This window comes from Mycobacterium sp. JS623 (assembly GCF_000328565.1).
Classification (GTDB): Bacteria; Actinomycetota; Actinomycetes; order Mycobacteriales; family Mycobacteriaceae; genus Mycobacterium.
Genome location: NC_019966.1, coordinates 4,211,262 through 4,236,599, shown reverse-complemented (window position 1 = coordinate 4,236,599; position 25,338 = coordinate 4,211,262). Strand labels below are relative to the sequence as shown.

The 25,338-nt window shown below is 64.7% G+C and carries 22 protein-coding genes; 18 read left to right on the top strand and 4 right to left on the bottom strand.

Translation table 11 applies throughout. From position 1 onward, the window contains the following. Positions 1 to 16: 16 nt before the first annotated feature. Positions 17 to 2,023 carry a cytochrome c oxidase assembly protein gene (locus tag MYCSM_RS20760; protein WP_015308129.1) on the top strand — a complete coding sequence of 669 codons (2,007 nt, stop codon included), beginning with the start codon at positions 17 to 19 and terminating at the stop codon, positions 2,021 to 2,023. Positions 2,024 to 2,106: 83 nt separating this feature from the next. On the opposite strand, the gene atzF is transcribed toward MYCSM_RS20760, so the two are convergent. Beyond that, positions 2,107 to 3,714 carry an allophanate hydrolase gene (atzF, locus tag MYCSM_RS20755; RefSeq protein ID WP_015308128.1) on the bottom strand — a complete coding sequence of 536 codons (1,608 nt, stop codon included), beginning with the start codon at positions 3,712 to 3,714 and terminating at the stop codon, positions 2,107 to 2,109. Between the two features lie 214 nt (positions 3,715 to 3,928). Here atzF and MYCSM_RS20750 point away from each other — a divergent pair, with 214 nt between their 5' ends. The 3 genes from MYCSM_RS20750 to MYCSM_RS20745 all read left to right on the top strand — a co-directional run bounded on the left by MYCSM_RS20750 (position 3,929) and on the right by MYCSM_RS20745 (position 6,564). Continuing rightward, complete coding sequence (locus MYCSM_RS20750; RefSeq protein ID WP_157681368.1) at positions 3,929 to 5,272, top strand: recombinase family protein; 1,344 nt, start codon at positions 3,929 to 3,931, stop codon at positions 5,270 to 5,272. A 650-nt stretch (positions 5,273 to 5,922) separates the two neighbouring features. Then, entirely contained in the window at positions 5,923 to 6,132 is a 210-nt protein-coding gene (locus tag MYCSM_RS37290) for a helix-turn-helix domain-containing protein (RefSeq protein ID WP_157681367.1), read from the top strand. A 216-nt stretch (positions 6,133 to 6,348) separates the two neighbouring features. Next, the gene (locus MYCSM_RS20745; RefSeq protein ID WP_015308125.1) at positions 6,349 to 6,564 is read left to right on the top strand and encodes a hypothetical protein; all 216 of its coding nucleotides are present in this window, start codon (positions 6,349 to 6,351) and stop codon (positions 6,562 to 6,564) included. A gap of 325 nt (positions 6,565 to 6,889) precedes the next feature. Here the strand turns inward: MYCSM_RS20745 and MYCSM_RS20740 are convergent, their stop codons facing one another. Further along, positions 6,890 to 7,192 carry a hypothetical protein gene (locus MYCSM_RS20740; protein WP_015308124.1) on the bottom strand — a complete coding sequence of 101 codons (303 nt, stop codon included), beginning with the start codon at positions 7,190 to 7,192 and terminating at the stop codon, positions 6,890 to 6,892. 243 nt (positions 7,193 to 7,435) lie between these two features. Between MYCSM_RS20740 and MYCSM_RS20735 the strand changes: the two genes are divergently transcribed. The 13 genes from MYCSM_RS20735 (at position 7,436) to MYCSM_RS20675 (ending at position 22,419) form a co-directional block, all read left to right on the top strand. Next, complete coding sequence (locus MYCSM_RS20735; protein WP_015308123.1) at positions 7,436 to 8,944, top strand: terminase TerL endonuclease subunit; 1,509 nt, start codon at positions 7,436 to 7,438, stop codon at positions 8,942 to 8,944. Next, positions 8,926 to 10,353 carry a phage portal protein gene (locus MYCSM_RS20730; protein ID WP_157681366.1) on the top strand — a complete coding sequence of 476 codons (1,428 nt, stop codon included), beginning with the start codon at positions 8,926 to 8,928 and terminating at the stop codon, positions 10,351 to 10,353. Before MYCSM_RS20735 ends, MYCSM_RS20730 begins: the two co-directional genes overlap by 19 nt. Positions 10,354 to 10,431: 78 nt before the next feature. Further along, positions 10,432 to 10,851, top strand: a complete 420-nt coding sequence (locus MYCSM_RS20725) for a hypothetical protein (RefSeq protein ID WP_041314562.1) — start codon at positions 10,432 to 10,434, stop codon at positions 10,849 to 10,851. 110 nt (positions 10,852 to 10,961) lie between these two features. Next, on the top strand, positions 10,962 to 11,813 hold the full coding sequence (locus MYCSM_RS20720) for a phage major capsid protein (protein ID WP_015308120.1): 852 nt from the start codon (positions 10,962 to 10,964) through the stop codon (positions 11,811 to 11,813). Positions 11,814 to 11,815: 2 nt separating this feature from the next. Then, positions 11,816 to 12,133 carry a hypothetical protein gene (locus tag MYCSM_RS20715; protein WP_015308119.1) on the top strand — a complete coding sequence of 106 codons (318 nt, stop codon included), beginning with the start codon at positions 11,816 to 11,818 and terminating at the stop codon, positions 12,131 to 12,133. After that, positions 12,130 to 12,483 carry a hypothetical protein gene (locus MYCSM_RS20710; protein WP_015308118.1) on the top strand — a complete coding sequence of 118 codons (354 nt, stop codon included), beginning with the start codon at positions 12,130 to 12,132 and terminating at the stop codon, positions 12,481 to 12,483. The genes MYCSM_RS20715 and MYCSM_RS20710 overlap by 4 nt, the downstream gene beginning before the upstream one ends. Positions 12,484 to 12,839: 356 nt before the next feature. Continuing rightward, a complete protein-coding gene (locus MYCSM_RS20705; protein WP_015308117.1) occupies positions 12,840 to 13,181 on the top strand; it encodes a hypothetical protein in 342 nt (113 codons plus the stop codon). Positions 13,182 to 13,256: 75 nt separating this feature from the next. Further along, entirely contained in the window at positions 13,257 to 14,129 is an 873-nt protein-coding gene (locus MYCSM_RS20700) for a hypothetical protein (RefSeq protein ID WP_015308116.1), read from the top strand. A gap of 74 nt (positions 14,130 to 14,203) precedes the next feature. Further along, positions 14,204 to 14,650, top strand: a complete 447-nt coding sequence (locus MYCSM_RS20695; RefSeq protein WP_015308115.1) for a single-stranded DNA-binding protein — start codon at positions 14,204 to 14,206, stop codon at positions 14,648 to 14,650. A gap of 66 nt (positions 14,651 to 14,716) precedes the next feature. Continuing rightward, positions 14,717 to 16,390, top strand: coding sequence for an energy-dependent translational throttle protein EttA (gene ettA / locus MYCSM_RS20690; protein ID WP_015308114.1), 1,674 nt, complete (start codon positions 14,717 to 14,719; stop codon positions 16,388 to 16,390). A gap of 79 nt (positions 16,391 to 16,469) precedes the next feature. Further along, entirely contained in the window at positions 16,470 to 21,308 is a 4,839-nt protein-coding gene (locus MYCSM_RS20685; RefSeq protein ID WP_015308113.1) for an NAD-glutamate dehydrogenase, read from the top strand. After that, a complete protein-coding gene (locus MYCSM_RS20680; protein WP_015308112.1) occupies positions 21,305 to 21,748 on the top strand; it encodes an acyl-CoA thioesterase in 444 nt (147 codons plus the stop codon). Before MYCSM_RS20685 ends, MYCSM_RS20680 begins: the two co-directional genes overlap by 4 nt. After that, positions 21,745 to 22,419 carry a hypothetical protein gene (locus tag MYCSM_RS20675; RefSeq protein WP_015308111.1) on the top strand — a complete coding sequence of 225 codons (675 nt, stop codon included), beginning with the start codon at positions 21,745 to 21,747 and terminating at the stop codon, positions 22,417 to 22,419. The genes MYCSM_RS20680 and MYCSM_RS20675 overlap by 4 nt, the downstream gene beginning before the upstream one ends. 143 nt (positions 22,420 to 22,562) lie before the next feature. On the opposite strand, the gene MYCSM_RS20670 is transcribed toward MYCSM_RS20675, so the two are convergent. Then, positions 22,563 to 24,140, bottom strand: a complete 1,578-nt coding sequence (locus MYCSM_RS20670; RefSeq protein WP_015308110.1) for a glycoside hydrolase family 13 protein — start codon at positions 24,138 to 24,140, stop codon at positions 22,563 to 22,565. Continuing rightward, positions 24,140 to 24,544 (bottom strand): globin, encoded by a 405-nt coding sequence (locus MYCSM_RS20665; RefSeq protein WP_015308109.1) that lies wholly within the window; start codon positions 24,542 to 24,544, stop codon positions 24,140 to 24,142. Before MYCSM_RS20665 ends, MYCSM_RS20670 begins: the two co-directional genes overlap by 1 nt. A 130-nt stretch (positions 24,545 to 24,674) precedes the next feature. Here MYCSM_RS20665 and MYCSM_RS20660 point away from each other — a divergent pair, with 130 nt between their 5' ends. Beyond that, on the top strand, positions 24,675 to 25,331 hold the full coding sequence (locus tag MYCSM_RS20660) for an HNH endonuclease (RefSeq protein ID WP_015308108.1): 657 nt from the start codon (positions 24,675 to 24,677) through the stop codon (positions 25,329 to 25,331). Positions 25,332 to 25,338: the final 7 nt, after the last annotated feature.

The window sequence follows — 25,338 nt, the reverse complement described above, 5'->3', positions numbered from 1 at the left end:
GCCATACGCTGGTCGGATGACCACCACGGCGGCCCCGAGCGTGCGCAGCAGTGCTGTGTGGCCTGTGCTGCTTGGTGTCGCCGTGCTGGCCGGCGCCGTCGCCGCGGGCATTGGTGCGCTGTCGTTGGCCGATGCGCTGACCGCGACGGGGCTGCCGAACCCGGGTCCCGCGACCACGTATGGCCTGCCTTTCGTACGGGCGGCTGGGGAGATTGCCGCCGTGCTGGCGGTCGGATCGTTTCTGTTCGCGGCATTTCTGGTGCCGCCGCAGCCCAACGGGGTGCTCGACGCCAGCGGCTACCGCGCACTGCGGCTCGGAACGGCCGCATCGGCCGTGTGGACGGTGTGCGCCGCGCTGCTGGTGCCGCTGACCGTGTCGGACGTCTCGGGGCACCCGCTGGGCGAGAACCTCAATCCGCTCGAGATCTGGTCGGCGGCCAGCGTCGTCGACACCGCCACCGCCTGGCGCTGGACGGCGTTCATCGCGGCGGCGGTGACGCTGGCCAGCATGCCGGTGCTGCGGTGGGGGTGGACGCCGGCGCTGCTCGCGGGCGCGTTGGCCAGTCTCGTGCCGCTGGGGCTGACGGGCCACTCGTCGGCCGGTGGCGCGCACGATCTGGCCACCAACAGCCTGCTGATCCACCTGATCGCGGGCGCGCTGTGGGCGGGCGGCCTGCTGGCGCTGCTGGCCCACATGTTGCGCGCAGGGGAGCATGCCGATCTCGCGGCCCGACGATTTTCCGCGCTGGCGCTATGGTGCTTTGTGGCGATGGCGTTCAGCGGTGTCGTCAACGCGCTGGTGCGGATCCCGCTCTCGGACCTGTTCCGCAGTGACTATGGCTGGTTGGTGATCGGCAAGGTCATCGCGTTGGGTGTACTCGGTGTCATCGGTTGGCGTCAGCGACGCAGTGGGCTTACCGCACTTCAGGCCGATCCGCAGAGCCGCGGGCCGCTGATTCGGCTGGCGCTGGTCGAGGCGGCCGTCTTCGGCGCGACGTTCGGCATCGCGGTCGGGTTGGGCCGCACACCGCCACCACCGCTGCTGACACAGCCGAGTCCCGTCGAGGTGGCCATCGGCTACGGCCTCGACGGGCCGCCGACGCTGGCGCGGGTGCTGTTCGACTGGCGGTTCGACCTCATCTTCGGCACGGCAGCGATCATCATGGCCGGGCTGTACGTGTTCGGCGTTCGCCGATTGCGTGGACGCGGTGACGCGTGGCCGGCTGGGCGCACGGCGGCGTGGCTGTGTGGTTGTGCGGCACTGTTGTTCACCACGTCGTCGGGCCTGGGCCGCTATATGCCCGCGATGTTTTCGATGCACATGGTGGCGCACATGATGCTGTCCATGCTGGTGCCGATCCTGTTGGTGTTGGGCGCACCGGTGACGCTGGCGCTGCGCGCGTTACCGACCGCGGGGCGGGGCGAGCCGCCGGGTCCGCGGGAATGGCTGCTGGCGGCGCTGCATTCGCGGGCCTCGCGGTTCCTCACCCATCCGATCGTGGCCACCACAGTGTTCGTCGCGGGCTTCTACGGGCTGTATTTCGGCGGACTTTTCGACGCTGCGGTGAGCAATCACGCCGCGCACATGCTGATGAACGTGCACTTCCTGGTCAGCGGATATCTCTTCTACTGGGTGGTGATAGGCATCGACCCGACGCCTCGACAGATACCTCAGCTGGGCAAGGTCGCGATGGTGTTCGCATCGTTGCCGCTGCACGCGTTCTTCGGCGTGGTGCTGATGGGCATGCAGACCGTTCTGGGCGAGACGTTCTATCGGTCGCTGGGACTGAGCTGGCACACCGACCTGCTCGGCGACCAGCGGCTGGGAGGTGGAATCGCTTGGGCGGCAGGCGAAGTCCCGCTTGTCCTGGTGATGATCGCGTTGTTGATCCAGTGGCGGCGCAGCGATCAGCGCACCGCCAGGCGGCTTGACCGGGCCGCCGACCGCGACGACGACGCGGAGTTGACCGCCTACAACGCGATGCTGGCAGAGCTGGCCAAGCGGGACACCCGTTCGACGTGACCGCATCCCTGAGCGCTCGAGCGTGGGGTTAATGCACGTTTTTTCGCGAGGAGCGTGTGATAAGTCCACACTCGAGCTCCAAGCTAGACGGCGCCCGCCGCGATCGCTGCCGGCCAGCTTCCGTACTCGCTTATGTCCCGCCCGGTGGCCGCCGCGGCGTCGCAGCCGAACGCGGTTCGCCATGTGCCGTCGTCGAATTCGACCTTGCCGAGCTGCATCGGCGACGGCAACGCAGCCAAGAACCGGCCCAACCCGGTGGGGGACAGCAGCCAGCGATGTCCAAGCAACGCGGCGCCGCCATCGGGCGCCCGCGTCACCGCCGGCTTGGCAGGCACGGTCGGCAGCACGGACATCCGGTATCGCGGCGCCGTCGTCAGCTCGCCGGCCCACCGCGCGCCGAGATCTGTCAGCTGGTGCACCAGCGCGCCACCTCGAAGGTGCGCACCGAACACCACCAACTCGACAGAATCCGCAACACTCAGCGGCCAAACATCCACGGGCGCTTGCTCTCCCGACAGCAATGCAGCGATATCCAGCGCCACCGCATCCTCGAAGGCCCGCGCTAGCACGGTCACACCAAACTGCGCCTGCCCGGCCGTGCCAGCGGGCACGGCCACCGCGCACATGTCGAACAGATTGCAGAAGTTGGTGTAGGTGCCCATCCGGGAGTTGGCGCCGACGGGATCAGCGGCCACCTCGTCGATGCGTGGATGCATTGGCGCAGTCGGCACCAGCAGCGCATCGACACCGTCCAATTCGGCCATCGCCACCCTGCGCAACCGATCGACCTCGCGACGGTCGCGCACCAGCCGATGCGCGGGGATGTCGCGCGCCGCGGTGATGATCCGGCGCACCGTCGGGTCCAGGGAGGCGTCTGGGTGTGCATCGATGAATTCGCCTACCGCAGCGTATCGTTCGCTTACCAACGCGCCGTCGTACAGCAGCTTCGCCGCGGCCAGGAACGGTGCGATGTCTACGGTGACGACACGCGCACCCCCGTCGGTCAGCTTGCCGACGGCCGCGTCGAACGCGGCACGCCACTCCCGGTCCAGCCCGGGCAACTCGGCAGGCACCGCGACGACAGGATTCGGCGGAGCTGCCAACCGGACGTCGGCAGGCCACGGTCGATCGGCAGCGCCCGCTGCCATCACACCCATCGCACGGTTCGCCAAACCGAGGTCGGCCGCGAGAATCGTTACACAGTCATAGGATTCGCACGCCGGCACCACGCCTTGGGTCGACACCACGCCGAACGTGGGTTTGATTCCGACGATGCCCTGTAACCCCGCCGGCACGCGGCCAGAGCCCGCGGTGTCGGTGCCGATCGCGATGTCGGCCTCGCCCGTCGCGACGGCGACCGCCGAGCCCGAACTGGAACCGCCGCTGATGTAGTCGGGCCTGCGGCTGTCGGGCACCGCGCCGTACGGCGAACGGGTGCCGACGAGGCCGGTCGCGAACTGGTCCAGATTCGTCTTGCCGACAACCACCGCGCCGGCCGCTTGCAGCGCCGCCACTGCAGCCGCGTCACGTTCGGGTTGATACGCGAACTCCGGGCACGCCGCGGTGGTGGGCAGCCCGGCGGCGTCGACGTTGTCCTTCACCGCGAGCCGCATCCCCGCCAGTGGGCCCTGGCTTTCGTCCAGCTCTGCCGCCACCTCGGCGTCAGGCCTACGCGTGATCCACACCGTCATGTCGATCAACCTAAGGCCGATTCATCCACAGCGCGCAACTCATCCACAGGGGCCGCAACCCACGGACTCCGCCTGATCCCGTTGTCGGACCCGCGGAGGGAAATGGGTGTGCGACGCGCGTCGCAGCTCAGATGAATGAGAGGAATAGCAATGTTCGAGACACCGATTACCGTCGTCGGCAACAATGTCGGTATAGGGGGGTATGCTCACCTGCATGAATGCCCCTTTGAACGCAGTTATCTACACCCGCGTGTCGGATGACAGGAATGAGGGTCGGTCCGTGGAGGACCAGGAGCGCGAGTGCCGCGCCGAATGCGAGCGCCAGAAATGGCCCGTTCGGAAAGTCTTTAGTGACAACAATCTCAGCGCCAGTCGCTACGGCAAGGCGCGTCCCGAGTGGGAAAGGCTGAAGAAGAATCTTCGAACGGGCGACGTTCTGGTGATGTGGGAGGCGTCCCGTGCCAGCCGTGACCTTGAAGAGTTCGTCAGGCTCCGGAACCAATGCGCGGAGTTGAGTGTTCCGCTGTCCTACAGCGGCAGGGTCATGGACCTCACCCTCGGTGACGACCGTTTCGTTGGCGGTCTGGACGCGCTGATCGCCGAACGTGAGTCGGAGCAGATCCGTGTGCGGACGCTGAGGGGCAAGCGGGCAGGCGCGAAGGCGGGGAGGCCAGCGGGGCGCGTCCCGTGGGGGTACCGCGTCGCATCGCCAGGTGTCTGGGAACCAGACCCCGCAGAGGCCCCACGCATCCGCGAGTGCGTAGAGCGCATCCTCGCGGGGGAATCCCACAACGCCGTCTACAAGTGGCTGCAGACCACGGAGGGCTACGTACCTCCGTCGCTCACGGTTATGTGTCGAAGTCTGCGCAAGCCCTCCCTGGCGGGAATCAGGGTCCACCAAGGCGAAGTTGTCGGCAAAGGAAACTGGACCCCAATCATCACCGAGCAACAGCACACCCGCCTAGTCGCCCGCATGGAAAGGGTCAGAAAAGCCCACAACGGGCGGAATGCCAACCCCGGCCCAGAACCCAAGCATCTGCTCAGCCTCATAGCCAGGTGCGGGAAGTGCGGCGAACCAATGGCATGGCGACGCAACCGGCACGGTGTCCCCATCTATGGCTGCTCAAAAGGGGACTCCAGCCGTCTCGCCGAACCGCTGGACAAGGCCGTGGAGAAAGCCCTCTTTGACCTGCTCGCTGGAATCAACCCCAAAGAGTTTGAGGACGACGACCCGGCTATAGCTGCGCTGTGGGCCGAGGTAGAGCGATTGGAAACTGAGCTAGAGGAGTGGACAGAGAAGGCCATCGCGGGCGACGTCACCCCCACCTCATTCGGCAAGATTGAGAAGGGCCTGCTTCAGCGAATCGAAGACCTCAAAGAGAAGGCCATCCGCGATGATCGCGAGCAGATCGATCTAGCTGACCTTCTGGCCAACTGGGAGGACACGCCGATGCGCGAGAAGCGCAGCATCATCCGTGCGTTCTTCAGCATTACGGTCAAGCCGCTGCGGCAGGGAACTAAGGCCACTCCCGATGACGTTGACATCGTGCCGCTTTGAGAACAGCCTTCGGACTAAAAGCCATTGCTCGTAACTGATTTCAGGTTGCTCATGTGTGTTCATCAAGTGCGCAGTTGCGCTGCGCTGTGCAGGTGGTCCCGTTCATAGTTTCGTATTCAACCGCTACCCGTTCGACCGAAGCGCTCCCGTTCGACGCCCCGATGCAACCTCTAGTGTGTGAGTACCCGAAAGCAGCACTGGTCGAAGCCGATTTCGCCAGAAGTCCTGTAGAATGGAGGATAGGGAGAGATGGCAGAAGCTAAGAGCTTCTACAGGCATCACCGTCCCACCGACTTCCGCCCATGCGGGCGATCACGCAAGCCGAACACTTGGCGTCGCAAGCCATCTCGGCGACCCTAAGGCAGTAAAAGAGCGGGCAGGCCCGGCGCTATAACTGGGCGTGGTGGATAACCGGGTGCCTATCGTCCCAGACCTAAGCAGCGTGAGCTGTGAGCGACCACTAGGCCGATCTCTTCTCTTGAAGAGATCAATCCCGTTAGGACGCATGTATGCCCACGAGCGAACGGCGAAGCCCCAAGGCGCTCAACCAATTCGGCCGACAACAAAATGCACAGCGCCGCAATGACAAGGGATGCACCCTCCCTCCGCAGCCCTGCTTATGCACCCGCACAACATATTCGGAGCAGAACATGACTCACACTGACGAGAACCTGACCATTGAACAGGCAGCCGCCTACCTCGGTGTGTCCACTTCCTGGCTCTACGAACTCCGTCACCAGCGACGCGGGCCGACCAGTTGGCGAGACGGTCACCGCCTGGTCTATCCGCGTTCCGAGCTGGACCTGTTCCGGGCACGACGCCGCGAGCGAACGCTACGGGGAGAGGGTGTTAGCGCGTGAAGGCAGCGTGACCGCGTCCACCCCGTGGGCTACCGGTACTGCCAGGCTGATCTCAGTCAAGCACGGCAACGCCCTCGTGGCCTGCCCCTTCTGCCAAGGCTGCCATCTCCATGGTTCACATTCAGTCGGCTCCGCCGAAGTGCTCGCCGGATGCCACGCACCGCACCGGCGGCGCCGCTACTCCATTCCAAAAGGCCCGCCTAACAAGAGGAACCGATGAGCGACCACGTAGACGTAAAGATCCCCGGAGTCAGCAGCCTGACTGGTTGCCTCGTCCAGGCCCTAGAGACCGACAACGAGGAACGCGGATACCTCATCCGCCTCGGCAAGCCGGATGGCACTAGCGCCAACTTTTTGGCCTCCGTCGCCGAGCTGGAGAACCTCCGCCAACAGATCGAGAAGGCCACACTCACTGGCATGTTCGGCGGCTAGTGCCCAAGCCGTGCCTGTCGTGCGGCCAGCCAACTGAGGCCAGCAGATGTCAGGACTGCCGACCGAAGGACACGCGCAACCGAGGCAGGCGGGGCCGAGATGCCGCCTGGGATCGCCTCTCTCGGACCTGCAGGGCCAGACAACCCTTCTGCTCAGACTGTGGCTTGACTGCCGCTCAGACGCCGCTTGAGCTGGATCACCATCCGTCGGCGTGGATTCGCAAAGCCAAGGGACTACCCATCAGACCGGGACTGGACGTTTCTGTCTGTTGTCCTCGATGCAACCGCCTCCGTGGCGCAGCCCGTGGGCCAAACGCGAGGACTCGCTAGGCATCCTTCTTCGTCCGTATTGCAGCGCAACCCATCACGGTAATGACACCAACGCCGAACAGCCCCGCCTGCAGGAACGTTAGGACCTCGCCCTTGTCGCGGCACATGCCCGCGAGGTCAGTTTGAACACCCTGCATCACGTTCCTGTTGTCCATCACTTGTGGGGCTCCCTGAGCGCCGTGTTTTTCGCACTGCACCGAGTAGCCCTGGTCCGAAACGGTGGGTTGGTAGAGGTAGACCGCGAACCCGGCAACTATCAACAGAACACCGAGAATGGCGACGAACGCTCGTGGACTCATATGACCCCTTAAGTAGGGACGTCACGGTACGCGACTACAACCGTCCGTAGGCCTAGCTACACGCCGGGCCCGCAGACGACGCCAAAAGGCGATGTAACTGCACCCTCCCGTTTCCGCAGCTCAGGGCGGTGCAAGTCCACACCATCCGGACTGGGGGAGTGCCCCCGACCTGCGGCTGGCCCGGACCCCCTCTTGCACACCGCGCCGCTTAAATATCTCTGCCGCCCAGGAGAACCGAAACGCATGCCGCCACCAATGAGGCGCGGACCACGCCCGCCAGTGGATGAGTCCCCGTTGCCGTGGCGACGTAAGCGTGGTGAGTCGGAGTCGGAAGCGTTCGGGCGTTTCTGCCGGAAGTATTTGCGGCTCTCTGGTGGCAAGGTGTTCGATCCGCGCCCGTGGCAGTTGGATCTTGTTGCGTCCGTTTGGGATCCGGTGCCGCGCCCACGGCTAGCGGCCTGGGCCCTCGCTAGAGGAAATGCGAAATCCACGCTGGCAGCGGCGATGGCTTGTTACGTCCTGCTCACCGGAGGCGATGACGTTTCCGTTGATGTTGTTGCGGTTGACCAGAATCAGGCGGGCATCGTCTTCGGGATCGCGGCGAAGTTCATTGCGCGTCACTCCGAGCTTGAGACGCGGGTTCAGGTGTACCGGGAGCGGCTGGTGATTCCGGCCCGTGGTGCTGAGCTGGTGTGTCTTCCCGGCAGTGCACCCGCGCTGGAGGGACGCTCGCCGGACTTCTGCGTCGTGGATGAGGGTGGACGCGTGGACCAGGAGGTCTACGAAGTCGTGGCCCTCGCGAGCGGTAAGAAGCCGACCAGCCTGATTCTGCTGATCGGTACGCCTGGCCCGCGACCGGACAACGTACTCGCACAGTTCCGCCAGCACGCCCTAGACAACCCTGACGACCCTTCGCAGGTGTACCGGGAGATCAGCGCGGCACAGTGGCCCGACCACCCGACCGACTGCGACGACCACGGCGACGGACCAGGGAGCGGCTGTCTTTCTGCGGCCAACCCAGGTCTGGACGATTTCCTGTTTCGAGACGCGTTGATGGCTCTGCAGCCACCGAAGATGTCCGAATCACATTTTCGCCGGGCACGTCTCGTGCAGTGGGTCAGCTCCACCGACGACTCCGCTTTGCCTCCTGGTCTGTGGGAGTCGCTCTCGACGGGCGAGATTGTGCCGCCGGGCAGCAAGGTCGTGTTGTCGTTCGATGGATCCTATTCCGGCACGGATGCAACGGTTTTGACAGTGGCCACGGTTTCGCGTACGCCGCATATCGACGTGGTGCAGGCATGGCAGCGGCCAGACTACTCCCAAACCGATTGGCGGGTACCGATCTTGGAGGTCGAGCAAGCCATCCGGAACGCTTGCCAGCACTGGCAGGTGGCCGAGATCTGCGCGGATACTTATCGATGGCAGCGATCACTCGCGGTGCTCCAGGCCGAGGGGTTGCCGATAGTGGAGTTTCCCCAGACGGTTTCGCGGATGAGCGCTGCCACAGCGGAGTTCTTGACCGCCTGTCGAAATGACCAGCTCACCCACTCCGGGCATCCGATCATGGCCGAGCACATCGGCAATGCCGTTCTGACAGAAGACAACCGTGGCGGGCGCATGGTGAAGGCCAGTCGGTCGCGCCACGCCGGTCGAATCGACGCGGCGATCACAGCAGTCATGGCGTACTCCAGGGCCTCATGGCTGGCCACCCACCCTAAGAAGAAGAATCGAGCGTGGAGTTTCCCGTCATGAGCAGCCCACTACTGATCGAGATGTTGCAGCGCATCGACGCTGGTGTACATCGCCGCACGGAGAACACCGCCTACTGGCGCGGTAAGCAGCCCTTGGCGTTTCTGTCTCCGGAGTCCCGCGCCGCTCTTGGTAACCGTATGGGCGTGTTGGCGGTGAACTTCCCACGCGTACAGATCACCTCTCTAACCGAGCGGCTGCGCGTGGCGGGGTTTAGCGGCAGTGTCGATCCGTGGCCGGATTTCATCTCTAACGATCTCGACCAGCTCGCCGACGTTATCCACAAAGAGGCCCTGTTGCAGGGCCAGTCCTTCTGTTTGGTGTGGTCCGATGAGCAGGGCAACCCTCGGGCCACTGTCGAGTCTGCCGAAAACGTGGCCGTGAAGCGCGATCCGGTGACCCGTGAGGTGGTCGTCGGCTGTAAGCGCATCCGCGTGAAGACCACACCGACGACAGTGGGCTACACCGAAGCTTGGATTTACTTGCCTGATGAGGTGCAGCACTGGAGGTCTAATTCGCCTGGCGGCTCAGGCGAGTTCGAGCTACTTGAGGTGGTACCTAATCCGCTTGGTTTGGTGCCGGTCGTCCCGTTCGTGAATGCCGACCTACTTCCGTTGATGAACATGGACCCGGTGTACTTGGAAGAGTCGGGCGCGTCGGAGATCGACCCGCTGAAGTGTCTGGTGGATGGTCTGAATAAGACTTTGGCCGATCTGGCTGTCGCACAGGAGTTTACCGCACGCCCTCGCAGGTGGGCGACAGGAATTGAAGCAACTGAACAGCCGGTGCTCGACGCAGACGGCAACCCCGTTCTAGTCGATGGCGAACCGATCATGGAGGCAGTCTCGCCGATCCCTGAGGGGAACAGGGCGATGCTGGCGTCTAACGATGCTGCGAAGTTCGGCCAGCTCGATGGCGCTAATCTCGCCGGATTCCGTACGGCTGTGGATGTTTGGATTCAGGCCGTTATGGCTGTGTCCGCACTGCCTGCCCATATGTGTGGGATCACAACCGCGAATCCGTCGACAGCGGACGCGATCCGGGCAGCCGAAGCGGGATTGACTTCGCGGGCAGAGTCCAAGCAACTCATGTTCGGCAGGTCATGGGAAGCGGTCGCACGCCTCCTGGCCGCGATCCGGGCGGGTGTAAACCCGTCAACGGTCGCGGTGAAGGTGGCCTGGTCGCCAGCCGATACCCGCTCGCAGGCCGCTGAAGCAGACGCCGCCCAGAAGCTGTACAGCAGTGGCATTTTAAGCCGCACCGCCATTCTGCGGAGGCTTGGCCTGACCGATGGGGAGATCGCCGAGGAGTTGGACAACGTCCAGCGCGACGCCTCCATCGGTGCCGACATTTCGATTGGCCGCTACGTCCGCGACGCCGTCAAGCCATCCCCTAACCCTGCCCACCAGTAGAACGTGCGCCCACGGGCCACACAGGCCCCTGCACGGCGCATCACAGTCGAGAGGAACAACGCCATGGAAGGCGCAGAAGTGACAGCCACCGACGCCGAGGTGACGACGGAGGCAACCGAAACCACCGAGGAGCAGACGGAAGACACCACCGAGGCCGACGAGAACGCCGACCAGTTCCCGCGAGATTACGTGGAACGGATCCGCCGCGAGAGCGCCGGTTACCGTGACAAGGCTAAGGCAGCCGAGACCCGCGCCGAAGACCTTGCCCGCCAACTGTTCACCGCGAGGGTATCCGCTACCGGCAAGCTGGCTGACGCCACCGATCTGGAGTGGAGCGCCGACCTTGACGACGCCGACAAGGTCAACGCCGCCGTGGATGAATTGCTCACCGCCAAGCCTCATCTAGCCTCGCGCACGCCACGGGGAAATGTGGGCCAAGGCGCGAAGGATTCCGGCGCAACGTTTTCCATGCTGTCACATCTAAAGTCACTGGTGTGACGTATAATTGGTTGTAGGAGTCTGGTACTCCGCACACTTTCGGGCCTGGTGCCCAATCCACTTACCGAAGCCTGGCGCTGGCGTAAATCCGTTCTCTACGAAAGACACTCATGACTATCGCCACGCCTTCGGGCAATCCGGCGCTCATCGCCTCCCAGGTCGCCAGCTTCCTAGTCGGGCCCCTGCAGGAGCGTTCCACGTTCCTGTCCGCAGGCCCCGTAATCGTTGACACTGCGACCCCGTTGCGCATCCCAGTGGCTGCCAGCACTTCGCCTGCCGCCGCTTTCACCGCACCAGGTGCCACAATCGCCGACTCCGCTGTTGCAACCTCGGAAATCGACGTCATGCCGTCGAGCCTCCAGGCCCTCAAGGTTCTCGTGAAGGTCTCCAATGAACTGGTGCGCATGTCGGCGCTGTCGCTGGAGTCCGTCATTCAGCAGCGTGTCGTGGAAGACACCGCGTTGGTTCTCGACGGGAGCCTCTGGCAGGGGTCAGGGGCCTCGAACACGATCAAGGGCATTCTGCAGGTAAGCGGAATCGCGGGCGGGGCCACCCTCGACCTTACCGACCCTGACACGATCATCGACGGCCTGACTGTGGCCCGCCAGAACTTCGTTCAGCCCACCCATCTCGCGATGCAGGCTGCCACGTTCTCGGCGCTGCGCAAGTTGCGCGTCAGCACCACTGACCACCGATACATCTTCAACGCGGACAACGCCTTCGTCGCCGCTGGCGAGAATCTGTTCGGCCTGCCGGTCATCATCACTTCGCATGTCCCGGCGAACGCGGTTGCCATCGTGGACTTCTCGCGTGTCATCGTCGCCCGCGACGTGGACGCTTCGGTGACCATTCTGGACCAGACCTTTGGCGCAGAGGATTCGATTGGCATCAGGGCCGTAACCCGTTACGACGTGTGCCTGACTAATCCGCACGCGGTAACGCTTCTGACTGTCGCGGGCTGATCGTGGCGGCACCGACGAGTGCCGATCTCGCTACGTTGCTTGGCCGTACCGTCACCTCGGAGCAGGGTGGCGCGGTCATCAGCGTGGTAAGCGCCATGGCCAAGAGCTATACGCGTGGGGTCGGCTGGACCGACACGGGCCCCAACGATGAGATCCGCGCCGTCATCCTCACCGCCAGCGCCCGACTGTTGAGTAACCCTCGCGGTCTGCTGATGGACGAGACTAAGGGACCGGAGTCGGTCTCGTACCGCTCGTCCTTCACCGGCTGGACTCTCGCAGAACTGTTCGTACTTAACAGGTATCGAGTGACCGCGCTGTGATCGGCACCGTGTTTCGTGCACCCGCACGCAATGCCAACGGTGACCCGGTAGACGCGGACGGCAACGTCATTCGCATCACGGACAACGGCGCGAACCTCGGCACGTTGTCTGGCCTGATTTTCGGGACGCCGCAGTCCGATCAGCCGGTCTCCACCCGAGGCAACGTTGTCGACACCCAGGGTCTGGTCGGCGCACCGATTGACGCCGCGATCACCTTGCAGCACGGCGACGTGCTGGCCGTCGACGGCGTGCGTTACGCGATCACTGGCCCCCGCCTGTGGGGTGATGTCGGCTACTTCGGCATGCAGCCAACGCATTATTGGGTCACCGCAACGTCATTCGTGAACTAAAGACTTGCTCTCCGCCATCTGGTTGTCGCCAGTGGGGAGCGACCAAGCAACACCACCGGGCTTCCTTCCTTAGGCCTTGTGGTGGGTGCGGGATGAGATCCGCGCCACCGTTGTGGGGTAATCGTCAACCCCACCCGTGCGCCCGATGGGCTGCACCCGAAACCCTCTCGCTGGTAAGCCTTTCCCGGCGAGGGGGTTTCGTCGTACCGGTGCCCTATGCGCATCTACAAGTGCCTATACGCTTTGGCACGCCTATCGAGGCGGGCCACAACGGATTACAGTTCGCTTCATGACAACAGCACTGCAACTCGCGGCCGACCCGCTCTGGACGTCGGTCAAAGCGCTGGAGTGGCCGCGTGTCACCCGCTGAGCACGACAGGGAGCACGCCCTCGTCTTCGCCGAGTACCGTCAGACCGTTGAGCAGCTTCGGCATAGGCCGACCGAGGAGCTGCGGGAACGCCTGGTCGCACAGTGCGACATGTTGAATTACTCCGATCAGGTCAGGGCCAGCCTCGGTGGCTGGCCGCGCTTTTACCGGGTCACAGGCGGGAAGGTCCACACCGATCTCCGATGCCGTGGTCTGTCTGGTCGTAACGACCGCGCCGTGGTCGAGATGCTGCCGTCACTTTCTGGCCTGGCCATGGTGGACGTGACCATCTGTGGCCATTGCAAGGCGCGGCGCGGCGTCTCCTCGTGAATGAGTGCGGGCCGCCCGAGGCAGCACCCCGCCACGACCTCGCTGATCCCTTCCGTTCCCACGTAACATGGTCGGATGCCGACCGAGGGGGAAGAAGCATTGATCGATCCGGTAACCGCTGCTGCAGGTAAGGCGATTCAGTCAGCGACAGAAGGTCTTTCGAAAGCTGCCGGTGAACTTCTAGTGCGCGTGTTCGGCAGGGCGGCAGACCAGATTGGCCTGTATCTGGAGCAGAAGGCTTACTACCGCTTCAACAACGCGCAGCGCATCGCGGAGAAGGCGCAACGCAAGGCCGAAAAGCTAGGCCGCGAAGATGGCATCGTAGCTCCGCGACTCGCCTATACGATGCTTGAAGACGGTACGTACAGCGATGACGAACTCATGGCCGAGTATCTCGGTGGTGTGCTTGCGGCCGGACGGACACCGGCGGGCAAGGACGACAGGGGCGTCACCTGGACGAAAGTCATCACCACCATGAGCGCACTGCAGATACGGGCGCATTTCATTCTCTATAGAGAATGGGCGATTGCGTTGCACGGCAGCGGCTTTAGTCTCAATATGGACGACGGGCGAAACCGTGCCGTGATGTACGTGGACTTAAGTGACTTCGTCAGCCTTCTCCTTGAGACTGATCCGGACGTAGATGCCGAATCTGCGTTGACGCACGTATTGAGCAACCTTCATAGGCTGAACCTGATTGAAGGTGCGTACAGGTATGGCAGCCCCGGCCCGGGCGGAGGGGATCGACCCGTCTTCGAAGCTCGACCCTCCCTCGCCGGTATGGAGCTATACGGATGGGCTTGCGGCTTGAGCGGTGTTACGCCATCCCAGTTCATTACCGCACCTGAACTTGTGCAGGTAGAAGAAATTGAGGTGGCCAGACCCAGGGCCGTGTTACCGGGGATTCCCGCCACCGCAGACACACCGGCACAGCAGCCGAGCGAGTGACCGGCTGATTCATCGAAGCTATGCCTAGCCGACCTCTGGTGCCCTCGCTGTAAGACTCCCTCAAACCAACTCTAGTGGGCAACATCGTCAACGACCCGCATGGCCGCAGAGTCGGCGACCAGGAGGTCATGAAGTTTCGAGTCGCCAGCAACTCTCGCCGCCGCACCGCCGACGGCAAGTGGGAGCCGGGCAATTCACTGTTCGTCACGGTCAACTGTTGGGGCAAGCTGGTCACCGGGGTCGGTGCGGCCCTTCGCAAAGGGGATCCGGTGATCGTCGTCGGACACGTCTACACCAGCGAATACGAGGATCGCGACGGCAATCGTCGGTCGACTCTTGAGATGCGCGCCACATCCGTCGGCCCCGACCTGTCACGGTCGATCGTGCGCATCATCGAAAAGACGGCCTCCGCCAGGGACGCGGGCCCGACTGCAGACGAACCGCTGGTCGAGCCCGAATCCGACGAAACGGCCGACGCCGCCGAGGTCGACGACGGTAGGGCGCTGCCGCTGTCCGCGTAGCGGGTTCCGGCCACGCCTAGGATGGGCCCGGGTAATTCGCGAATTACGAAAGGCAACACAACGGCAATGGCCGAATTCATCTATTCGATGCGGAAGGTCCGCAAGGCGCACGGCGACAAGGTGATCCTTGACGACGTCAGTCTGAACTTCCTTCCAGGCGCGAAGATCGGCGTCGTCGGCCCGAACGGGGCCGGTAAGTCAAGCGTCTTGCGGATCATGGCCGGGCTGGACACTCCCAACAACGGTGACGCTCTTCTTCAGCCGGGCGCGAGCGTCGGCATCCTGCAGCAGGAGCCACAGCTCGACGAGACCAAGACGGTGCGTGAAAACGTCGAAGACGGCGTGGCCATCAAGGCCAAGCTCAACCGCTACAACGAGGTCGCCGAGCTGATGGCTACCGACTACACCGATGAGCTCATGGAGGAGATGGGCCATCTGCAGGAGGAGCTGGACGCTGCCGACGCATGGGATATCGACTCCCAGCTGGAGCAGGCGATGGACGCGCTGCGCTGCCCGCCACCCGACGAGCCCGTCACGCACCTGTCCGGCGGTGAGAAGCGCCGCGTCGCGCTCTGCAAGCTGCTGCTGTCCAAGCCGGACCTTCTGCTGCTCGACGAGCCCACCAACCACCTCGACGCAGAAAGCGTGCTGTGGCTCGAACAGCACCTCGCCCAGTACAAGGGCGCGATCCTCGCCGTAACCCACGACCGGTACTTCCTGGACAACGTCGCCGAGTGGATCCTCGAGCTCGACCGTGGCCGCGCCTACCCGTACGAGGGCAATTACTCGACGTACCTGGAGAAGAAGGCCGAGCGCGTCGCGGTGCAGGGCCGCAAGGACGCCAAGCTGCAGAAGCGCCTGCAGGAGGAACTCGCCTGGGTGCGGTCGGGCGCCAAGGCTCGGCAGGCCAAGAGCAAGGCCAGGCTCGGGCGCTACGAGGAGATGGTCGCTGAGGCGGAGAAGACCCGGAAGCTCGATTTCGAGGAGATCCAGATCCCGGTCGGCCCGCGGCTGGGCAACGTGGTGGTCGAGGTCGAGCACCTCGACAAGGGCTTCGAGGGCCGGCAGCTGATCAAGGATCTGTCGTTCACGCTGCCGCGCAACGGCATCGTCGGCGTCATCGGCCCGAACGGCGTCGGAAAGACGACGCTGTTCAAGACGATCGTCGGTCTCGAGCAGCCGGACAGCGGAATAGTCCGCGTCGGCGAAACGGTCAAGCTCAGCTACGTCGACCAGAGCCGTGCCGGCATCGACCCGAAGAAGACGGTCTGGGAGGTCGTCTCCGACAAGCTCGACTACATCGAGGTCGGCCAGAACGAGATCCCGTCCCGTGCCTACGTGTCGGCGTTCGGGTTCAAGGGACCCGACCAGCAGAAGCCGGCCGGCGTGCTGTCCGGCGGTGAACGCAACCGGCTCAACCTGGCGCTCACCCTCAAAGAGGGCGGCAACCTGATCCTGCTCGACGAGCCGACCAACGACCTCGACGTGGAGACGCTGAGTTCGCTGGAGAACGCACTGGAGAAGTTCCCCGGCTGCGCGGTCGTGATTTCTCACGACCGGTGGTTCCTCGACCGCACCTGCACGCACATCCTGGCGTGGGAGGGCGACGACGACAACGAGGCCAAATGGTTCTGGTTCGAGGGCAACTTCGCCGCCTACGAGGAGAACAAGGTGGAACGACTCGGTATCGATGCGGCCCGTCCGCACAGGGTGATCCACCGCCGGCTCACGCGCGACTAGTGTCGATTTGCGTACCACGGAGCCGCTTTGGCGGCGACATCCAACGTTGGACGGTATGCGGGCGTAGCTAGGAGCGACGATGACGGTCAATCCGGGGACTGGCACAGGCGTCGGCGGATCGACCGCACCGCCGCTGAGCCAGGACACCATCACCCGGCTCGCACGGGCCTACATGGCGACCTACCGCGGCCCGCACGGTGACGCGCCCGGCGCCGATTCGGCGGTCACCGCGCCGGTGGACCGCAGCGCGGTCAAGATGCTGCTGTCGCCGCCTCTGATTGAGTCCCACTACCGACTCGGCGCGCACCGCGCGTTCGGCGACACCCGGGTCGCGGTGTATGCCGAGGACGATCCGGGAGGGTTCGGTCCGGCGCTGCAGATCGTCACGGACAACGCGTCGATGCTGATGGACTCCGTGACCGTGCTGCTGCACCGGCTCGGGGTGGCCTACAAGGCCATCATGAATCCCGTCTTCCGGGTACGGCGCGGGCCCAGCGGTGACCTGCTGGCCATCGCGCCGGCATCGGGCGCCCCGTTCGGTGACGGGATCGACGAGACATGGATCCACGTCCAGCTGACGGAGTCGGCCGACCCCAAATCGGTCGAGGAAGTCAGGCGCCTGCTGCCCAGCGTGCTCGCCGACGCCCGCCAGGTGGCGTTGGACTCCACGTCGATGGCGGCCATGCTGCGCAGTTTGTCGGCCGAACTCGACTCCGACTACCAGGGCCGGTTCCCGGGCTCCGACCGCAAGGACGTCGCCGCGCTGCTGCGGTGGCTGGCCGACGGGCACTTCGTGCTGCTGGGCTACCAACGCTGCCAGGTCAGCAATGGTCGGGCCGCGGTCGACCCGTCCAGCCGTCTCGGCGTACTTCGGTTGCGCACCGACGTGCTTCCGCAACTCACCTCGAGCGACGATCTGCTGGTGCTGGCGCAGGCCACCATGCCAAGCTTCCTGCGCTATGGCGCGTACCCCTACATCGTCGTGGTCCGCGAGAACGCGGCGGGGGAAGCCATCGAGCACCGGTTCGTCGGGTTGTTCACCGTCGCCGCGATGAACGCCAATGTCCTTGAAATACCGCTGATTTCACGACGGGTAAACGACGCGCTGGCGATGGCGTACCGCGACCCCAGCCATCCGGGACAGCTGCTGCTGGACATCATCCAGACCATCCCGCGTTCGGAGCTCTTCGCGCTGTCCGCCCGAGAACTGCTCGACATGGCGATGGCTGTGGTCGACCTCGGCTCGCGGCGGCGCGCGCTGCTCTTCCTGCGTGCCGATCAACTCGCTCACTTCGTGTCGTGCCTGGTGTATCTGCCCCGCGACCGGTACACCACCGCGGTCCGACTGGAGATGCAGGACATCCTGGTCCGCGAGATGGGCGGCGTCAGCATCGATTACGCCGCGCGCGTCAGTGAATCACCTTGGGCCGTCGTACATTTCACAGTGCGGCTGCCCGAAGGACGTCGTCCTCAAGACATCGACGTCTCGCTCGACAACGAATCGCGAATCCAGGACCTGCTCACCGAGGCCGCCAGGACCTGGGGCGACCGGTTGATGGGCGCGGTGAAGACCGGCTCCATCACCCAGGCCATGGCTGAGCACTACTCGGCGGCCTTTCCCGAGGTTTACAAGCAGGCCATCGCGCCATTGAACGCGATCAAGGACATCGCGATCATCGAAGGGCTGCAGGACAATTCGGTCAAGCTAGTGCTCGGTGATCGCGGCCCGGACGGGATCGCACAGCTCACCTGGTACCTCGGCGGCCGGTCGGCGTCACTGAGCCAACTGCTGCCGATGCTGCAATCGATGGGCGTCGTCGTCCTCGAGGAGCGTCCGTTCACGGTGACGCGGCCCGACGGCTTGCCCGTGTGGATCTACCAGTTCAAGATTTCGCCGCACCCCGACATTCCGACCGCGCCGGCCGGCCCGGACCGCGCTGCGATGGCCGACCGGTTCGCCGACGCCGTCAGCGCTATCTGGCACGGCCGCGCCGAGATCGACCGCTTCAACGAATTGGTATTGCGGGCGGGGCTGACCTGGCAGCAGGTTACGGTGCTGCGCACTTACGCGAAATACCTGCGGCAGGCTGGGTTTCCGTACAGCCAGTCCCATATCGAAGGGGTGATCAACGGCAACGCGCGCACCGCGCGGTCGCTGGTCCAGTTGTTCGAGGCGCTGTTCGACCCGAAGCCATCGGACGAGACGCGGCGCCGTGATGCGCAGACGGCCGCGGCCGCCGTGGCAGCCGATATCGACGCACTGGTCAGCCTCGACACCGACCGCGTACTGCGCGCGTTTGCGTCGATGATCCAGGCCACGCTGCGCACCAATTACTTTGTCACCAAAGCGAGTTCGGCTCGCCAACAGAACGTGCTGTCCGTCAAACTCAATCCCGGTCTTATCGACGAGGTACCGCTGCCGCGGCCCCGGTTCGAGATCTTCGTGTACTCACCGCGGGTCGAGGGCGTGCACTTGCGGTTCGGCTTTGTGGCGCGCGGTGGCCTGCGCTGGTCGGATCGGCGCGAGGACTTCCGCACCGAAATCCTCGGCCTCGTCAAGGCGCAGGCGGTGAAGAACGCCGTCATCGTGCCCGTCGGTGCCAAGGGCGGCTTCGTCGTCAAGAACCCGCCTCCCGCCAACGATCGTGACGCGTTCCGCAACGAGGGCGTGGCCTGCTACAAGCTGTTCATCGCCGGGCTGCTCGACCTCACCGACAACGTCGACAAGTCAACCGGCAACGTCGTCACCCCGATAGATGTGGTGCGCCGCGACGGCGACGATGCCTACCTCGTGGTGGCCGCCGACAAGGGCACGGCCACCTTCTCCGACATCGCCAACGAGGTGGCCGCGTCGTACGGCTTCTGGCTCGGCGATGCGTTCGCGTCCGGCGGTTCGGTCGGCTACGACCACAAGGCGATGGGCATCACCGCCAAGGGTGCGTGGGAGGCGGTCAAGCGCCATTTCCGCGAAATGGGCGTCGACACCCAGACTGAGGACTTCACGGTTGTCGGCATCGGCGACATGAGCGGCGACGTGTTCGGCAACGGCATGCTGCTGTCGAAACACATCCGGTTGCTGGCCGCCTTCGACCATCGGCACATCTTCGTAGACCCCAATCCCGACGCCTCGACGTCGTGGGATGAGCGCAAGAGGCTCTTCGATCTGCCGCGGTCGTCGTGGCAGGACTACAACCAGTCGCTGATCAGCGAGGGCGGCGGTGTCTACAGCCGCGAACAGAAGTCCATCCCGATCAGCCCGCAGGTCCGGGCGGCCCTTGGCATCGCCGACAGCATTGCAGAGTTGACACCGCCTGCGCTGATCAAGACGATCCTCAAGGCGCCTGCCGACCTGCTGTTCAACGGCGGAATCGGCACCTACATCAAGGCCGAGACGGAGTCAGACGCCGACGTCGGCGATCGCGCCAACGATCCCGTGCGGGTGAACGGAAACCAGGTGCGCGCCAAGGTGATTGGCGAGGGGGGCAACCTTGGTGTGACCTCGCTCGGCCGCATCGAGTTCTGTCTGGCCGGCGGCCGCTGCAACACCGATGCGTTGGACAACTCGGCTGGCGTCGATTGCTCCGACCATGAGGTCAACATCAAGATTCTGGTCGACTCACTCGTGACTGCGGACAAGGTGCGCGCCGAGGACCGCACCCAGCTACTGACCTCGATGACCGACGAGGTGGGCCGGCTTGTGTTGGTCGACAACGAGGATCAGAACGATCTGATGGGCACCAGTCGCGCCAACGCGGCGAGCCTGCTGCCGGTGCATGCGCGGATGATCAAGGACTTCGTCGCCGAACACGGAATGAACCGCGAGCTGGAGGCCTTGCCGTCGGAGAAGGAGATCGGGCGACGGACCGAAGCTGGAATCGGGCTGACCTCACCGGAACTCGCGACACTGATGGCTCACGTCAAGCTGGCCCTGAAGGACCAGGTGCTCAAGAGCGACCTGCCGGATCAGGAGGTGTTCGCCTCGCGGCTGCCGTTGTACTTCCCGAGCAATCTGAGAGACCAGTTCGCCGGCGAGATCAGGCAACATCAACTGCGCCGCGAGATCGTCACCACGATGCTGGTCAACGATCTCGTCGACACCAGCGGAATCACCTACGCCTACCGGGTTTCCGAGGACGTGGGTGTCGGGCCCGTCGACGCGGTGCGGTCTTATGTGGCCACGAATGCGATCTTCCGCGTCGGTGAGGTGTGGCGGCAGATCCGTGCCGCCGATGTGTCGGTGGCGGTGTCGGACCGAATGACGCTGGACCTGCGTCGGCTCATCGACCGCGCCGGACGCTGGTTGCTCAACTACCGGCCGCAGCCGCTGGCGGTGGGCGCCGAGATCAACCGGTTCGCCGAGAAAGTCCGGGTGCTCACACCGCGGATGTCGGAGTGGCTGCGCGGCGACGACAAGATCATCTGCGAAAAGGAAGCCCGCGAGTTCAGCGCGCAGGGCGTCTCGCAGGAACTGGCATACATGGTGGCGACGGGGCTGTACCAGTACAGCCTGCTGGACGTCATCGACATCGCCGACATCGTCGACCGCGATCCGGCCGAGGTCGCCGACACGTACTTCGCGCTAATGGAGCGCCTGGGCACCGACGGCCTGTTGACCGCGGTGTCCCGGCTGGTGCGCGACGACCGTTGGCATTCGTTGGCCCGCTTGGCGATTCGCGACGACATCTACGGCTCTATCAGGGCCTTGTGCTTCGACGTGCTGGCAGTGGGGGAGCCGGATGAGACCGGCGAGGAGAAGATCGTCGAGTGGGAGGCGACCAACAGTTCGCGGGTGAGCCGGGCTCAGCGCACGCTGACCGAGATTTACAAGAGTGGCGAACTCGACCTGGCGACGCTGTCGGTGGCGGCGCGCCAGCTGCGCAGCATGACACGAACGAGTGGAACGGGACAGACTGGGTGACAGCCGACGAGCGGCTCGCGCGAGGAGAATCCAACCAAGGTTTTGTGGCGCCGGTGCATGTGCGGTGGTCCGACATCGATATGTATCAGCACATCAACCACGCCACGATGGTCACCATCCTCGAAGAGGCCAGAATTCCTTTTCTGCGTGAGCCATTCGAGGCGGTGATCGAAGAGATCGGTCTGCTGATCCACGAGGTCAAGATCCTGTACAAGGGTCAACTGCGGCTCAGGGATTCGCCGTTGCAGGTGACGATGTTCTCGAAGCGGGTGCGCGCCGTCGACTTCACGATCGGCTACGAGGTGCGCTCAGTGCGGCGTCCGGATGCCAAGCCGTCGGTGATCGCCGAGACCCAGTTGGCCGCGGTGCACATCAAGGAGCAACGGCTGGAACGGCTTTCGCCCGCGCAGCGCGATTATCTGCAGCGCTATCTTCGATGAACTCACCTGAACGCGGTATCTGGCTCGACGACGCCACGCATCGCGAGGACTTGCAGACGTTCACCGAACGGGCGTTGCGGCTCGACGATGCCGCCGTTATCAGGCTTCGAGAGCGTTCGGGCGGGCTCGTGGTTGCTTGGGTGGCAACGGGTTTCGATGTGTTGGCCAGCCGGGTGGTCCAGGGGAGTCTGAAGCCGGCGGACCTGAGCGCAGGCGCCGACGCGCTGGCGGCGGGCCTGGCGGGGATGGACCGCGACGGGTACGTCGACCCCGGATTCCCGATGGATTCCGCGTGGCGCGGCGCACTTCCGCCGGAGACCGGCTTTGTGCACCTCGACGACGTGCCGGCGCGCGCGGTTCTCGATCTTGCGCAGCGCGGCGTCGCCTTGGCGAAGGAACACTCGAGCTCCCACGGCCCGCCGGCGTCGCTGCTGGATCAGGAGGTCGTGGCGGTCAGTTCGGGTGAAGAGAATGTCGGCATCCCGATGCGCTGCGTATTCGCCTTGACCGCAATGGGTTTCCTACCGCAATCGGCGGAGCAACTGGATCCGGGTACCGTCGCCGCCGACGAGATCGTCCGCGTGCGCGCGCTGCCGACGTGGTTGCGCATCGACGCCCGCTTCGGTTCGGTGTACCGCCGCCGCGGCGACCCCGCGTTGGTCTTGCGCTAACCTTCTTCCCGCGAGCGTGCGCGTCTGCACATTGACACGCCGGTAAACCCGTACATTCTGCGCACGCTCGCGGCGGGGTGAAGGTGCGCAAACTGCCATCGCTGGGCGGCGTGTCGCGGAGCAGACGCGCCCGCTCGCGGTAGTTAGACCAGCCAGGCGGCGGTGTTCGGCGGCAGCTTGCCGCCCGTCAACGGGCCACTGGCCAACACCAGTTCGCCGTCGGGCAGGGCCATCGCGCGGACGCCGGTGTTGACCACGCAGGCCAGCCCGCCGCTATTCCGGAACGCCACACTGTCGGCAGGGGAGTCCAGCCACTCGACCGCAGTCCCGCCGAACTCTGTTCGGCTGCGGCGCAATTCGATCGCTCGACGGAAGAACGACAGCGTCGAATCCGGGTCGGCGAGCTGCTTCTCTACCGTCAACTCCGCCCATTCCGGCGGCAGCGGCAGCCACGTGTCGGGACTCGACGAGAAGCCGAACGGCGGAGCGTCGCCCTCCCACGGCATCGGCACCCGCGAGGCGTCGCGGCCGCGACGAGTGTGCCCGGACCGCTCCCACACCGGGTCGCGCAGCGCCTCGTCGGGCAGCTCGACGTTCGGCAGGCCGAGTTCCTCGCCGTTGTAGATGAACACCGCGCCCGGCAGGGCGAGCATCGCCAGCGCCATCGCCCGCGCGCGGGCCAACCCGATAGGCCCGTCACCGTAGCGCGTCGGCTCGCGGTCGACGTCATGATTGGCCAGCGTCCAGGTCGGCACGGCATCCGCCAAAGCAGTTGCGGCAAGCGAGTTCTCGATGGCCCCGCGGATGTCGGCGGCGTCGAACTTCGCGCGCAGCAGCCGAAAATTGAAGCCGAGGTGCAGCTCGTCCTCGCGCACATAGCGGGAGAACTGCTCGTTGTCGTACACCCACACTTCGCCGATCGCGACGGCGTCCGGGTAGTCGTTGAACACCCGACGGATCTGGCGGTGGATCTCGTGGACACCCTCGTTGTTGAACCGCGGGTCGTCGTCCATATCGGCCAGCAGCACCTCGGCCTTGATGACTTCCATGTCCGGTAGCCCCGGGGGCTTGGCCATGCCGTGCGCGACGTCGATACGGAATCCGTCGACGCCGCGCTCCAGCCAGAACCGCAGCGTCTTCTCGAGGTCGTCGAAGACCTCGGGGTTGTCCCAGTTCAGGTCTGGCTGCTCGCGGTCGAACAGATGCAGATACCACTGGCCGGGATTGCCGTCTGCCTCGATGACGCGCGTCCACGCGGGGCCGCCGAAGATCGACACCCAGTTATTCGGCGGCGCCTCGCCGCGGGGCCCGGTGCCGTCGCGGAAGATGTAGCGCTCGCGTTGGTCGCTGCCGGGGCTGGCCGCCAGTGCCGCCTGAAACCACGGATGTGCAGAGCTGGTGTGGTTGGGCACCAGATCCATGGTCACCTTCATGCCCAACCGGTGGGCGGCGTCCGTCAGTCGGTCCAGCGCCTCGATGCCGCCGAACAGCGGGTCGACGTCGCGCGGATCCGCCACGTCGTAGCCGTTGTCGGCCATCGGCGAGACCATCACCGGGTTCAGCCAGATCGCGTCGACGCCGAGCGCCTTGAGGTAGTCCAGCTTGGCGGTGACGCCGTCGAGATCACCGACGCCGTCCCCGTCATCGTCCCGAAACGACCGGGGATAGACCTGATAGAACAGCGCGTTGCGCCACCACGACTGGGGGGACGGATCAGTCATCAGAAGGGTGAATTCACCATCGAGTGTGCCGCCATTTCCAGGTAGCTGAGAAGTTCCTGTCGATGCTCATCGTCGAGCGTCTGCGAGTCGATCTCCGCAACGGCACTGTGCATGCAGCGCAGCCACGCGTCGCGCTCAACGTAGCCGATCTTGAATGGGGCGTGCCGCATCCGCAGCCGGGGATGGCCGCGCCGATCCGAGTAGGTGCGCGGGCCGCCCCAATACTGCTCGAGGAACATCCGCAACCGCTCCTCGGCGGCGTCGAGCTCGTCGGGCGGATACAGCGGAAGCAGAACCTCGTCCTCGCGGACCAGCTGATAGAACCGCGACACCAGTGTGTGGAAGGTGTCGTGGCCACCGACTTCGTCGTAGAACGAGCGCTGCGCCTGGGTCACGCGCTCCATTGTCCAGATGCCGGGTTGCGGGCCGCCAGCCGGTGACGTCACCGAGAGTTCACTGGGGCGACCAGCGAACACGGGCAGAATTGTCGTGCGATTGTCCCCAATCCGTGGTGAACTGTCGATCGGAGGACGTATGGCGCAGCGCAAGAAGAGTCGCGGCCACCGGCACCACCCGGCCGCGGCGGGCTTATCCGGGCCCGCGATAGCTCACGCGCAGTCGCGCGTCTTGCACAGCGTCGACACCCATCCGCCCAGTACGAACGAGGCCTCCATCTGGGGCCGCCGGCGCGTATTGCTCCTGAATTCCACCTACGAACCGTTGACCGCTCTGCCCATGCGGCGGGCGGTCATCATGCTGATGTGCGGCAAAGCCAGCGTGGTGCACGACGACCCGAACGGTCCCGTGATCCACTCCGCGACCAGGTCGATCGTGGTGCCGTCGGTGATCAGGCTGCATTCCTACGTGCGGGTGCCCTACCGGGCGCGCATCCCGATGACCCGGGCGGCGCTGATGCACCGCGACCGGTTCCGCTGCGCCTACTGCGGAGGCAAGGCGGACACCGTCGACCATGTCGTGCCGCGCAGCCGCGGCGGTGAACACACGTGGGAGAACTGCGTGGCGGCCTGCTCGACCTGCAATCACCGCAAGGCCGATCGGCTGCTCGCCGAGCTGGGCTGGACGCTGCGCGCAGTGCCGGTGCCGCCGAAGGGTCAGCACTGGCGGTTGCTGTCGTCGGTCAAGGAACTCGACCCGGCGTGGGTGCGATACCTGGGTGAGGGCGCGGCCTAGTTGTGAT